At 52.5% G+C, this 13,586-nt stretch carries 10 protein-coding genes; 5 read left to right on the top strand and 5 right to left on the bottom strand.

What is annotated here, in order from left to right; all coding sequences use genetic code 11:
• Window positions 1-21: 21 nt before the first annotated feature.
• The 5 genes from WCA10_RS15490 to WCA10_RS15470 all read right to left on the bottom strand — a co-directional run bounded on the left by WCA10_RS15490 (window position 22) and on the right by WCA10_RS15470 (window position 4,944).
• Window positions 22-405, bottom strand: coding sequence for an HIT family protein (locus WCA10_RS15490; RefSeq protein ID WP_472823437.1), 384 nt, complete (start codon window positions 403-405; stop codon window positions 22-24).
• Window positions 402-878 (bottom strand): HNH endonuclease, encoded by a 477-nt coding sequence (locus tag WCA10_RS15485; RefSeq protein ID WP_472823469.1) that lies wholly within the window; start codon window positions 876-878, stop codon window positions 402-404. Before WCA10_RS15485 ends, WCA10_RS15490 begins: the two co-directional genes overlap by 4 nt.
• A 612-nt stretch (window positions 879-1,490) precedes the next feature.
• A complete protein-coding gene (locus WCA10_RS15480; protein WP_472823436.1) occupies window positions 1,491-3,368 on the bottom strand; it encodes a DNA/RNA helicase domain-containing protein in 1,878 nt (625 codons plus the stop codon).
• Entirely contained in the window at window positions 3,365-3,712 is a 348-nt protein-coding gene (locus WCA10_RS15475; protein ID WP_472823435.1) for a nucleotide pyrophosphohydrolase, read from the bottom strand. The genes WCA10_RS15480 and WCA10_RS15475 overlap by 4 nt, the downstream gene beginning before the upstream one ends.
• A gap of 131 nt (window positions 3,713-3,843) precedes the next feature.
• Window positions 3,844-4,944, bottom strand: a complete 1,101-nt coding sequence (locus tag WCA10_RS15470; RefSeq protein ID WP_472823434.1) for a HigA family addiction module antitoxin — start codon at window positions 4,942-4,944, stop codon at window positions 3,844-3,846.
• A 437-nt stretch (window positions 4,945-5,381) separates the two neighbouring features.
• Between WCA10_RS15470 and WCA10_RS15465 the strand changes: the two genes are divergently transcribed.
• The 5 genes from WCA10_RS15465 (at window position 5,382) to WCA10_RS15445 (ending at window position 13,536) form a co-directional block, all read left to right on the top strand.
• Window positions 5,382-6,302: a hypothetical protein gene (locus WCA10_RS15465; RefSeq protein WP_472823433.1), complete on the top strand. Its 921-nt coding sequence runs from the start codon at window positions 5,382-5,384 to the stop codon at window positions 6,300-6,302.
• A 69-nt stretch (window positions 6,303-6,371) separates the two neighbouring features.
• Window positions 6,372-7,487 (top strand): T6SS phospholipase effector Tle1-like catalytic domain-containing protein, encoded by a 1,116-nt coding sequence (locus tag WCA10_RS15460; protein ID WP_472823432.1) that lies wholly within the window; start codon window positions 6,372-6,374, stop codon window positions 7,485-7,487.
• A gap of 58 nt (window positions 7,488-7,545) precedes the next feature.
• Window positions 7,546-8,880, top strand: a complete 1,335-nt coding sequence (locus tag WCA10_RS15455; RefSeq protein WP_472823431.1) for a deoxyribonuclease II family protein — start codon at window positions 7,546-7,548, stop codon at window positions 8,878-8,880.
• Entirely contained in the window at window positions 8,877-11,027 is a 2,151-nt protein-coding gene (locus tag WCA10_RS15450; RefSeq protein WP_472823430.1) for a hypothetical protein, read from the top strand. Before WCA10_RS15455 ends, WCA10_RS15450 begins: the two co-directional genes overlap by 4 nt.
• Window positions 11,028-11,232: 205 nt before the next feature.
• Entirely contained in the window at window positions 11,233-13,536 is a 2,304-nt protein-coding gene (locus tag WCA10_RS15445) for an RNA-binding domain-containing protein (protein ID WP_472823429.1), read from the top strand.
• The last annotated feature ends 50 nt before the right edge of the window (window positions 13,537-13,586 follow it).

Genomic DNA, 13,586 nt, shown 5'->3' with positions numbered 1-13,586 from the left:
ATTCGGCTGACGGGGGCATTCTTACCTTGCCTCCCAATAGCGGGCTCTATCCGGAATGATTAGACGAATTCCCCCTCGTGGGTCGGATACATCATTGGGGCGCCTTGGAATCACATGGATGTGTGCATGTTCAATGGTCTGTCCGGCTTCCTTCCCGTCATTGATGCCAATATTGAAGGCACGGACTTTCAGTTCAATGGCAAGCTGCTGACGGACCTGAGCTACAAATGTCCACACTATGCGTTGTTCTTCAGGCTCGAGGTCAAAAATGCTTTGCACATGTGATCTGGGAATGATGAGCGAGTGACCTTCCGAGATTGGAAACCCATCTCGGATTGCAATCGCGCTTTGGCAACGTGAGATGATCCTGGCTTGATCTGGAGCGCAGAAGGGGCACTTTTTCATCTGCTCACTCTCAATAGGACTGAATTGCGATGAAAGTCAAGAAAGTGCTTCTGACCTTCGGTGAAGGCTCCAACGTTGACTACTTGCTCTGTTGCAATTCCCATTCTCTGCAGAGACGGCCTGTGCGCAACGGGCGAAATGATCAATTCACCTGAACTTTCGAATCCAATGAATCCTCGATCAAAGAGGTGATCGATGCTGGGAGTGAGGAGCAGTCCATTTTCTCCGTTTAGTCTTTCTTCATTCGAGGAATCGCGCCACGGCTTACAGTGACTGGCGATAAGATGAGTCAGATTCTCGACACCAGTGATTCGACAGCGCCGCTCAATTCGCGAGACGCGCTCTTTGAATATCCCTTGACCGCAGCGTGCCCTAATGATCGCCTCTCTATCGGTCTCACGCACAGAAGTGTCGGATTGGACCTTTTCTTCCAAACGCCGTTCCCAGACATCAAGATCGTCAGCAACAGGCATCACGTTCGACACGGGAAGAGTTCGCTCGCCTAATGTCAAGATTGTGCGTGCTTCCTCTCCGATGAGGCCACCCAGCAGCTCCGCGAACCTTTCACTAATCTCCGTCAGATAGAGAGCTTGATTGCCGTTTCCATTCGTCTGTAGGGGCGAATAGCGATCGGGTAGGACCGAGCGCAGAATCCCGATGTGGTCCTTGGGCCGGATCCGGTTCAGGAGAGAAGCGAAGGAGACGTTAACGCGCCAGCCGATATTCTCCCAATAATCCCCAGTCGAACCGAACTCAGTCGGTTTTGGACATTCCCAGCAGTAGGACTTGGCAATCCCAATGGCTGCGATCCGGGTGTCAACAAATGAAAAGATCAGGTCTCCAGGGGACACCTCGCGCATGGACTCGTAAAAGGGATTGCGAGCTCCATTGGCGTTGCGCTTGGGAGACCAGAGGTATCCGCCCGAGATTTCTTGGCGAAAAGTCTGGTTCTGATTGACCCACCAAAAGCGCATACGTCCAGGCCCCAGAAGACCACGATCAGTGTGGAGAAAGCTTAGGTACAGACTACACCCGAACTCATCCCTTACAGAAACAGCATTGGCCAGACTTGATTGGAAGCCGACTCACGCCTCTGGTACTGATTCAATTCGGCTACGGAAGAAGTTCTCTGTGTCCTTATCTTCGAAGTAGACGTAACATCCCTTCATTCCACGAGTGAGCAGGACACGATAGGTGTTCTTTACTAGTTCGAGAAATCTATCTTTCGATCGCTTCACTTGCGAATCGGATGATTCCTGCTTCTGACCGATCCACTTTTGCTCCGGCCGGTAAACCAGATCTTTTCCGAAGATGACTCCAACGTAGTCGAATTCGAAACCCTGCGCGGTGTATACACAACCGATCTGCTCAATCCCCTCGGCCGCGTAGGCCCACAATGGAGCGGGCGGAATTCCGTCAGCAAGTTTGCCGGCTTCTGGGCGGGCGTTCCACGGCCGCGCGAAATCGCCGATTGTTACATCTTCGACCAAACTGCCATCTGGCCGCGGTTTCGACCATCGCCAACAGAATCCGGCCGTCACTCTCGCGGTTTTCCCCTCTGAGCTCCGCATTCGGATCCAGCCTTCGAGTTCCTGCGGGCATGATGCGATGCGAAACTCGTACTCATCGGCGTCATTGAAGAGTACATTGGCCGTTCGTTCCAGCTCCAGCGTGTTGTTAACCCAATTGATGAATCCTGCATTCCCACCACAGCGAAACTGAGCCTCAAGCTCAAATTCCTGGATGTTCACTCCGGCTGCGATCGCCGCATCCTTTATATAGGTGGAAGAGCCAATCTCGTCCGGTTTCACGACTTGTCGATCATCGACGAAAAAGACGCCGACTTTGCTTGCATGTAAGAGTTCGTCGATCTGATGTTTTTTTGATCTGCGGGCTGCTGGGGTGAATCGCTGGTTTGAGGTAATCCTGATTCGGTGGGCCTCATCACAGATCATCACGTCAACATCGTCTCGCTGTGCTTCTTGATAGCCATTGAAGTACTTGACTTGCTGAGAAGCGCGCCTTCCGACGATCTCCCGGAGGGTCGATGTGAACGCTCGGGAACCGGTGACATAATGTGCATTTAGACCGAGGCCCGAGAGCTGCGCCATGAGGTTCAGTGCGATGACAGATTTCCCTGTCCCCGGTCCCCCCTTGATGATGATTGCCGATTTTGCGCGCTGTGCATGGGAAGTTCGCGCCGCATTCATCACCGCTTCGAACGCGACAAGTTGCTCATCCAGCAGCGTGTACTCTGGTCGTCCCTTTAATAGGCCGGCAACGTGCTCAAGAAGCTTCTTGCTTGCTTTGTACTTGCTCTGCTCAACCCTAAGTAAGACTTCTGAACCACCGCCGCGTGCAAGATGATTTGAAAGGAAGGTCGACAACTCAGTTACCTGAAGCGCTGAGAACGAGGGAGAAAGCGCCAGCCACTGTTTGTACCTTCCTGAATAGAGGGCATCCCCTTTCTTAGGCTCATAATTGTGAAGGTAAGAACAGCTCGAAAGCAGTACAGGAAACGGTCCCTCGTGGAACGCGGTGTGACCATCCTGTAAGAAACACTGATATTGGTGAACCTGCACCGACGGATGCAGGACATTCCTCGTGTTCCCGCCGACAAACGTTACGACTTTATCTCCGAACGCTTCCTCGCATCGCTCCCACTGCTTAAGCTCAACGATGACTGCCTGATCCATGTTTGATTCATTTCGCCCGGTGATCATGCAATCCAGACGCTTGCTCGTCTGAGGAAGCTGGTATTCGAGCAGAATCCCGTGATCGTTCAGGCTGGCGTTCTGAAACACCTGGCACATAGCACGCAGGGAGTTCCTCCATGACGAGACCTCAGCGGGGCCCGGATTGAACCGAAAATGAGCAAAGAAAGCGTCGCTAAGCTTGCCGGCGATGCGGTTGTGTACCGAATCATCAATAAGTGCCGTGGTGGTTCCTGAATATAGCCTCATAGTTCGTCGTACTTCTTGCTGGAGCCTTTGGAACGAGAAACGGGATACTTGATGGCATTCTTAGCGAGCTTTTCCTCGATTAGCTGTCCAAGGTCGTACCCCAGGTTGTGGGTGAGCTCAAAAAGATAAACGGCAATATCCGCGAGTTCCTCTCCAAGGTGTTCGTGCTTTGTTCGGACAACCTGCTTCTGCTCCAGTTCACTCTTCCAGAGAAAGAGTTCTTGCAGCTCTGCGGCCTCGATTGCAATCGCTGCAGCCATGTCTTTTGGCGTGTGGAACTGAAGCCAATCCCGCTCGTCCCGAAAAGCTAGGATTCTGTCAGTCAGACTTGCAATTGTGGTCATTGAGCAATTCTATCGCTAGCTCAAGCTGAAACAGGGACGGTTGCTGGCCTGGATTAGAGATTCCAACACTGGACGAACGAGATCAAAGCGTCGTCGAGTTTCAAATCTGCCCGATTCCGTCCAATGAAGGCTCAAACTGCGGTGAGATCAAACGAAAAGCGTCTGAGCTTGTTGAATGGGGTGACCATTGGGAGACGCCGATGCTTCTGGAGTTGGCCGAGCACAATTCCAGGAGATATCTTCCACTCCTCTGCAAATGCCAAGATTCTTTCTCTGCGTAAAGGATGCTCGCGTATGAGAGCAATCATAGCTTGGCGAGGAATCAATAGATTTGACGCAAAGGCGTTTGCCTCCTCCTCTTCCTGCGCTGTTGCCAATTCTTTGCCTTCCAGAAATCCATCCTTCTTCCCATGGAGAAGGATGTGGGCGCACTCGTGGAAAAAAGTAAACCAGAAGTGATCATCCGATTTGTAACGACAGCTTAACTGGATTAGCGCCTTCTCCGGTGTGAGCCACCGTGCAGCCCCGCAGACATGGGTGTGCGATAGCTCGGAAGTGAAGCACACGGCGACCCCGCAGTTTCTGCAGGTCTCAACAAGTATCTCCTTTATCTTCGCCAAGTCACCCTCGCGAGTCAGTCCGCGAAGACGATCGAGCACCGCCCGGAACTGGCTGCGGTTGAATGGCGCGCATTGAATCTTTTCCGCATCCATTTCGCCCAAACGCAACCAAGTGCACATTGCAAGGTCGTCCGGGTTGAATGCTGGAGATTTGCGAAATGCTGCAAGGGTCGATGTCGCCGGGAGAGCATCTGGAGTGTCTATCCCGAAGAACTCCAGGCAGCGACGAATAAGTTCGTTCCTATTGGTTGTGTCCGGAAGCTTGCCGCGTTTACGCAACTCGGCGACGGGGACACGCTTGACCCAATCAGAGAAGGCGCTCAGACGCGCGTTATCCCGTTGTTGGGCCAGCTGAAGTTGGTATTCAGCTTCTAACCTGTTCCAAGTGATTGCGGGGACAGCTAATGCACGTTCCAGTTGAATCGCTGTTTCAGGAGTGATCGCAGCTTTGCCTTTCACGATCTCGTTTATCGTCTTTAGCGGGCGTCCGGTGCGAGTTGCCAACTCTGCCTGCGACATACCCTTCTCTTCGAGAACCTGCGCAAGCTGTTCGCCTGGTGGAACCGCGTAATCGGGAACGAAATTGCTTACAGAATCAAAGCCCAAAGCCATTCACCTCCAAAATGATGAGACGCTCAACCTGCATGCCGGCGAGTTCTCCGCTGCGCAAATATGGGATTGGATCGTGGTCTGGTTCGACAAGGATGCAACAGTTCCTTTCCACGCCGAGTGAGAGCCTACCTCGGCCGTCGACTTGTATCGGAGCCTTCAGAACCCCTGGGAAACGCGCCAACAACTCTAGGTTTGGAACGGCTGCAACCAGACAAAGCCGGCGCCGGATAACTCCTCCCAGAGTTCGGCCCCACTTTCTGTCAAGCGCCGACCCGCAGTTGCAGAGCTCGGCCAGTTTGCGGGAGCGAAAACGCAGGTGCATGAAAGTTTCGATGTCGTTCACCCATAGGGTAATAGGAAACAGTCGAAGTGTGTAATGTATTTAATTAACCCTAAGGGTGTATAATTATGTTCACGCAGTTCTGGGAGGAAACGTGATGATAGACGAAATTGGCGCCCAAGTAGCAGAAGCGATGCTGAATATCGTTGACGGCGATGGCCGACCCTTTGACGGGCCGGTACTGATCCGGATTCACAATGGGCGGGAAGTAAATGCCACGATTGCAAACAAGAACGGACCAAACCTGATGATTAAGGTTCCATTCCACAATGGTCCCGGTGATTTCTATGCCATCATTGTGTCTTCATCCGGATATCGGGATAGTGGATGCTTCATAAAAGCCAACCCGAAAGTGCTGGCTCAACCGAAAGCTCTCTTGCTCCATAGCAAGCCAAAGGCTCAGTTTGTCCCTTGGGCGCAATTCAAGGTTGATCACCCGGACTCTGCCTCCTTTCTAGCTGTGGGTGGAGGGGAACAGGCGGCCCAGGCGCACTATGAGGAACTGGGCAAGAGCGCGCCGAACACCCTCGCATGCTTACTAAACCTCACCCAGGCAATGAGCGAGATAGATCTGAACGGGCGAACGCCGCTCAGCTATTTCAAGCAGATCTGCTGGGATAAGACCATGGCCCAGGACCGATTCTTCGGCTACGTGGATCCTTCCATCATCCCCGTAGTACGAGCGGCGGCCGCGAAGGGCGAGTTCGCAGAGGAAAAGGATTGCGCCAAATTTCATCCGGGCTCCACCTGCAGTTGGAAACAGATTGCCTTTCCCGTAGCGAACGTACAGCTGACCTTCCATGAACACGATTCGATTGTGATCGACGGCTTGACCTGCGTCCGAATCGAGCCCGACATCGATCTCTACCGGGACCTCGTTGCCCATGGATTCGACGAGGTCATTCCGAACCTGCTAACTGGCGGACTCACTGATCCTTATGCGGTCTTCTTCATGCGCTGGACGACAGCCCAGGACGACAACGGCCCAGGCTTCGACCCAGGCTACGATTTGGCCTAGTGACTCGAATTGCGCCCTCCGCTTTTGCTTGGCGAGAGGGCGGAAATCTAGAGACTGACGGTGGATACCATGACGAAGAACATCGTGATCTGCATCGATGGAACGGGCAATGAATTCGGAAACGCGAATTCCAACGTGGTGAAATTATTCTCAACGCTACAATTCGACGATTGTCACCAGATCGCTTACTACCACCCCGGCCTTGGCACCATGGGTGCGCCGAATGCATTGAGCAAGTTTGGTCAGTGGGTCACAAAAGTGGCGGGGCAGGCATTTGGTTTCGGCCTGAGCGGGATACTCACAGACACCTACACCTATCTCATGGAGAACTTCGAAGCTGGCGACAAAATATACCTGTTCGGATTCAGCCGGGGCGCTTACAGCTGCCGTGCGCTAGCAGCCATGCTGCATATGTACGGACTCGTTCGCGGAGGTAATGAGCCACTCATTCCTTACGTCCTTCGCATGTTCAAAGCTAAGCAGAAGGATTTCCCATTGGCTGCCCAGTTCAAGACCTCCTTCTCGCGCGAGTGCAAAGTACATTTCGTGGGTCTGTGGGACACAGTAAGCTCCGTCGGTTGGGTCTATAATCCGGTAAGTCTTCCGTTCACATTCGCCAATCCAGACATCAAGATTGGGCGTCACGCTATCTCAATCGACGAGCGGCGGTGCGCCTTTCGCCAGAATCTTTGGTCCGCGAAGACTATCGAAGGACAAGACATAAAGCAGCTGTGGTTCCCCGGTGTCCATTCGGACATCGGGGGCGGTTACGCGGAAGCTGAATCAGGGCTAGCCAAGCTCACTCTGGAGTGGATGCTCGAAGAAGCGGGAAATGCTGACCTGCAAATCGATTTGCATAAGAAATCCCAAATCCTAGGTTATACGTCTTCAAGTTTTGCGAAGCCTGATCCTGGTGCCCCCTTGCACAATTCCTTGAAAGGCCCGTGGCGATTGTTGGAATTCATGCCTCGGAAGCACAAGGATATGCAAGCGAACCCTCCTCTAACCCGATGGGAAATTCCGTTGGGTAAGCCGCGCAAGATCCTACAGGATGCTGAATTCCATATCAGCACCTTTGCAAGGATGAATGCCCTGCCTGAATATCGTCCGAGCAACGTGATATCGATCCGACCGGACTGGCAGAGCGCAACGGAGACTCATGAACCACCAGTAGCACTAGTCTGAGCCAGAGTCAGGCCTCGGATACGAGCCGCTCCGATTGTCAACATATGAAGGGGGCCCAGTGGAATTTGCGAAATCGAATGTCCAAGCACGTTGCCATTGCGCACTATTGCTTATCGTACTCGCAGTTGTCGCGGTATTCCCGCGGCAGATGTTTGCTGAAGATTCGAACGCCCCCACACCACTCCTCGAGAGCGGGCATCCGGTCGACTGGTGGTTCGTTTTTAAGTTCAACTCCGCAAGCTTTCCTGAGTGCGGTGGGGCGCAGAGAACATGCTTATTCGGCGGCGACGTTCGCCCTTATAGGCTTTTCAGCCAACAGTTTGTCTTTGCGAGCAGCGAATCCGGGAAACTCAAGCAAGGAACAGGGTGCGCTGGCGATACAGTTTTGGATCCAGTGGGCTCAACGTTCGAGCGGATCTATTCCAATGCGTTGTTTTACGTAGTTTGGAATGATCAGTTCTATGACGACCCCACTATCAAGGGATGCACAAAGAGTTGTGGCGCTCCTTGGGGGCATTCGAAAGGGATTCTTGCATGGAATGAAGCGGGCGAAGGGCTCGTGCTTCAGGTGACGACCCCTTCCTGGCCCGCAGCCGGCAGCAAAGACTTTCCTCGTAATTCAGACGGTAACACCCTCGGTTGCATCAGCGATGACAACGTCGAGGTGAGTCAAGACTTCTTCGCACTGAGGTTAGCCGAAGTTGATGTCAAACAGGTTCTCTTAGCGCTTCTCAATGCAAGTGTCGTGACTGATCCGAAGAACTCACAAATCGTAAAGAATGGGGGGCCACCGGAGATCCAAGAGCTGGTCAACAGTCTTGGCAAGAAATCTAAAAGCACGGCGTATACGAAAGCCACGCTCTCTACCGGTGCGATCTTAATCTCCAAACCCTCCCGTCTTCATGTTCCACCGTGGCAAATGGTATCGGCTGTCCTTGGGGGAGTCTCACTGAGGGCGGCAACCTGGTGGACCAGGCCAGAAATCGAATCAACTGACTCATCCACAGTTATCGATTGCTGGGACGAATCACTTGGCAGGCCTGGCGCTGTCGAGATTGCCACTACCGGACATTGGGGGGAACAGGAATTCGGACTAACCGGAGGGCTTGGCGCCAACTTCAATCATGCAAAGGTTGGCGTCTCTACTTCGGCAGGCACTCACTACTCGATTTTCGGCGACATGAATCAACAAGGGTCGCTCAGTGAGCCCAATTGTTCCAGCAGTCAAAATGGCCGCGGCGGCCTGTTTTTCGTGATGGACAATCCAGCGCTCTTCAATAGCCTGAGTGATTTGATCCGTAGCGAACCCTCGACGCCTCAGCCTGCTACCAAAGAGCTGGAGATTCCTCTTCAAAGGTTAACGAACCAGTCGAGCGGGAGAAGCGATCAATGAGTACTATTCAGATCACAGATGTTTCGGGAGCGATCGTGAACCTTAAAATTCGCGACGACTCACCATTGGCAAAGGCAAAACTCACTCAGTTGCTGTCGACAGCCAAATCATTCATCGATAGCTTTGCAGGTCCGGTTGATCAATTCGACATCAAAACCGTGTCTCTCGGAGCTCAGCTGTCCGCTCCATCCTTTCTCATCGACGGTATCGCGGATTTGAAGGTAAGCGGCGGAATTAACTGTGACCTCATGGTGGTGACTTCGGGCGATAAGCTTCTGTTCCCGGACGACGGGTTTGCTCCGATTGTCCCTATCGCTGCCAATCAGTGTTGGATCGGCTTCGCAATTGATGCGGCGCTAGGGACAAGTTTCAGCGCAGCAGCGGATGGATTTGGCGTCACGCTGCAGGGTGGAGCGAAGCTGGCGTTCACAACTTATTCACTGCTTCAGGCGGCACCTCTGCCGCATCTAAAGGACGCATTTGTAACCGCACTCGAACAGTTTTCCGTCGCCGATTCTGCAATGTCATTGCGGCAACAAATTCCAGGAACGGTCAATATATGCGATCTGAGCGGAACGGTGAGTGTAACCGGGTCCTACGAGATTCCGATTAGCTTGAACGCGTTGGCGAGCGCTGATCTTCCATTCAACTTCAAGGTGAGTGTCGCTCCCACCGCGACAGCCAAGGTCTCGGGTTGTTTAGCTGTGACGGGGGATTTCCTTGTCCGCTCGCATAAACTCTCCGATGTTCTCTTGCAAATTGGTGTTTACAAGAAGAAGGGCTCAACCTTCAGTGCAAGCCTCACAGCCAACGCCGGCATTGAAGTTGGGAGCGGTGGTACCGATCTTCTAGGGACAGTACTGAACGCGGCGTTCCCAGGAATCGATGTGTCCAAGTGCGGCATTTCAGCAGATACGACAAAGAAACTCAATGACGTGATGAGGGACAGTCTGGACCGTAGCATTTCTATCGGATTGAATGCCACGTGTACTGCAGCTAATACGCACGAAGCGGCGGTGCTTTACGAAATCCGCATGGATCAAGGAGACGCCGCTAATACGGACTTAGCTCTGAAATCGGCACTCCGTGGCGATTGGACGCCTCTCGATTCCCTCGCGAACGCACGTAGGCTAAGAAATATCATCGAAGAAACGAAGGAACGCAAGCAAGCGCTTTGTTTGAATTTGCTCGGCTTCTACAATGCCAGCTCCGTGACCGATTACATAAGCAAATGCACGATCTTGCGCGATGAAACCGGACAACTCACGATCGTCGATTCCGAGAAGGTCAGTCGTATCGCGGCCACGTCCACTCCGTATTCAGCTGATTCTGACAAGCTCCGGACAGCGCTCGCGCAAGATTTCATCACAACGGCTAGTTATGCGGCGGTCGGATCTAGGTTCAACGCTAGTTTCATGATCGTCCAAGATTTCATGGACTACTCCAAAAACATGAGTCCGCGGCGATTGAGGGACGACATCCTTCTTGGGAGCGTCTTGGGCCTCATTCCGTCCGGCGCCTTCAACGCACCTTTGGCGAAGAATACGCCCTTCCCTCATGCCAGAGTGAGTCTGAGCCTGCACTACGACACTGCGGCAGTCATGTCGATTTTCTTCTCTGATGCTGCGAAGTGCGTACCGCGTACTCGTGGAGAACTAGAGAATGTGGGTCGGAAAGCAATGCTCGGCTTACTTGATCCTGCGGAAACCGGAAATGCTGCCAGGATCCGGATTCTCGCAAGTGATGCGGCGTGGTCTGCTATGGACGATGACGGGAATCCATTCAACTTTGACAAAATCCCTGATTTGAGAAGCCTAAGCGCAACCGAATTGGGCGCGGTTAGCGCAGATTGGGTAGGCATCACGTGGTGGGCAAATACAATTTGTAAGGTGGCGCCTGTACTCGCCTGCACATTGGCGGCCTTAAATGGGGCCTCAGCGAAAGACCCAACAACCGACCCCGAGTTTGTTAAGGAGCATAAGAAACTAGCCGCAATCCTCGGAGCGGTTGCACGTGAAACTAAAAGCGCATTCGTCAATACCTGGGGACCCGCCGTCATCTCCGCACTCAGCGGGTATCGTGGAACTGCCGAGATGGATGTTGCGTGGGATAGCAATATTCAACATTTCGAACGCAAACCACTTTGATCCATTACACAACGAGTGAAAACTACTGAAGTGCAGATTCATCGTAACGCCATCGATCCCACGACGGGTCTGCATCGGTCCGGAGTCAATGACTCCGGACCCGCGAAAAACGATGGATACCTTCCTACAGGATCCACGATGAGCCGAGGACTGGTTGGGGACTACAATAATCTCCATAACCTTCCTCAGAGTGGAGAATGCACGGATGAGTTTTGCAGCCGTCCAAGAACTAGTTGCCAAACAAGCTCTCGATCGAGAGGTTCTGTCACAATTCATCGACTTTGAACGCGGAGAGGTTACGCTTCGTTTTGAGAGCGAGTATTGGGATTACAAACGCACTTTGCCCGATCTTGATGATTCCAAGGAACTCGCGGAGCTGGCCGCTGATGTCCTCGCATTCCACAATTCCAGAGGCGGGTACCTTGTCTTCGGAATCACGAATGATTTCTCGGTTTTGGGGATTCACGAGAATGAAGGTACCAAGATCGACTCGAACTTCATCAATTCAAAATTGAAGCGATATATCGGCAATACGTTCCTTTGCCGATATTCGTGCATCCCGGCCGCAATTGGAGGTTCTAGGAAGTCTATTGCTCTGCTTCTCATTCCGCGTCGTAAGGGCATTGCTATCAAGGCGGGCACGAAATGCACATTGTTTAAAGAAGGCGAGATGTTCTTGCGCTCTAATGACACTCGCAAACGCGCCGTGTCGGATTCAGATTTTCTCGAACTCTTTAGCCCCCCAGAGCCAGAGGTGATTGTTGGATCACATCAACTTAGAACTTTCTCCCCACGACCTGGAATCAGGCTGTTCCTGGGAGACTATGCGTCGACCGGATTCGTTGGCGAGCAAACTCGCCAACCGATCGTGCTCCGTACGCTCGATGAGTTGAGTTTCGGAAAGTGGGACATCATCCTGCTGAGGGGAGTCGGGGGCGTTGGAAAGACCGCGGTCGCGACTGAGATTACGACAAAACTCGCCAATGAGGCTCCATGGAGTGAAGTGTTCGGCGGAATCATCTCGTTGTCAGGAAAGTCGGAACAGCTAACACCGTTTGACCGGAGTGCAATTACTCCGGAGATTACTTCTTTTGAGAACTTCCTTCGGCAAATAGTGCTGAATTCCGAATTTGAAGGAGATTTGCCGGGGAACACAGAGGATCTCGAGAAAGTTGCAAGAGGAGAGATAGTTGATAAGAGGATCCTGCTGTTTATCGACAATTTCGAAACAATCGAAACCAGAGATTCCAGGATATCGACATTCTTGTGTAACCTGCCGCAAGGATGCAAGACACTAATAACGTCCAGGCATATTCCTCAGGACTTACCCGCACTCCCCATCGAGGTTCCACCTTTGAGCCGTGGCGAGGCTGAAACCCTTGCAAGAGCAGAAGCGGCTGCGCAACACCTAGAGGCGCTTGTTAATGCCAATCTCGGACAGATTATCGACATAAGCGGTCAAGTTCCTCTGGCAATTAAATGGATAATAAGCTGCAGTAAGAATGCGGCTCACTTGGCTCAGCTCATTGAGGATCACCGCAAAGGGAAGCCGACGCTTGCGAACCTTTGCGAATTCTGCTTTACCTTTGAATACAATCTCTTAGGTGATGTTGCGCGACGGTGCTTGGTCGCTCTTCCAATTTTCAGGATTGCTCCGATAGAGCGAGAGTTGGCGGTTGTTACCGAGTGCGAAACCGACTCAGTAACTTCTGCACTAGAAGAGTTAGTTAACTTTAGCTTGGTAATTCGCGAATATTCGCCGAGTCGTGGAGATAATGTGTATCGCCTTCTGAAACTCACGGAGAGCTTTGCGGAGGCGCGGCTTCGAACTTTTGGCGACTTCGAGCGTAATGCTCGGCGGCGCCTAAAGGAGCTCAATGGCACTTCAATTGCGGTACTATTAGGGTCCGTACGCGAAATGCTTGAGCGCGGCGTCTCGCCAGCCGCTACTCGGAAGTACATTGATGAGGAGATCTTAGAGAGAGAGCCCGACTGTTCTGAAGGTATATTCCTACGTGGCAGAGCGTTCGAAACGGAAATGTCCTATTCTTCTGCGATAAAGGACTATCATCGCGTGATTGGGATACCTCAGGCAAATCGCTCGGTCATGGCAGAGGCTGCCCTTGGTCTCGTGAGGCTAGTTCCGAATGACACCCAGAGTAGCCGAGAGGAGCTTGTTCCATGGCTTGAGCGGGCGTATCAAGCATCGTCTGATTGTGCATTGGCCATCGAAATTGCGGAGAATCTCGAGATCTTAGGTCATGCCTCGAAGGCTCAGCAATACTATGACAAAGTGTATCGGGACTCAAGCTGTGTGGGATCACCGGTCTGGGAGCGCGCTTTTGTAGCAGTTTGCCAAGGCATTTCGAAGACGAAATCGCCGAAGGTGGCGTTGGACTTTTGCCAAGAGGCGCTCAAGATGGCACCGAGCTCAAGAGTCGTTCGGAATCACGAGAAGAAGTTCATGGAGGAGTCCGGAAAGCTTCACTACAAACGTTCCAGAATCTGAACGGACAAATTCTCACGGCTCCAAGATCGCAGTGGCACGCCCAACTTCTT

This window comes from Occallatibacter sp. (assembly GCF_049582745.1).
Taxonomy (GTDB): Bacteria; Acidobacteriota; Terriglobia; order Terriglobales; family Acidobacteriaceae; genus Telmatobacter.
The sequence above is the reverse complement of the archived record's forward strand: the minus strand, read 5'-3'. Positions and strand labels throughout refer to the sequence as shown.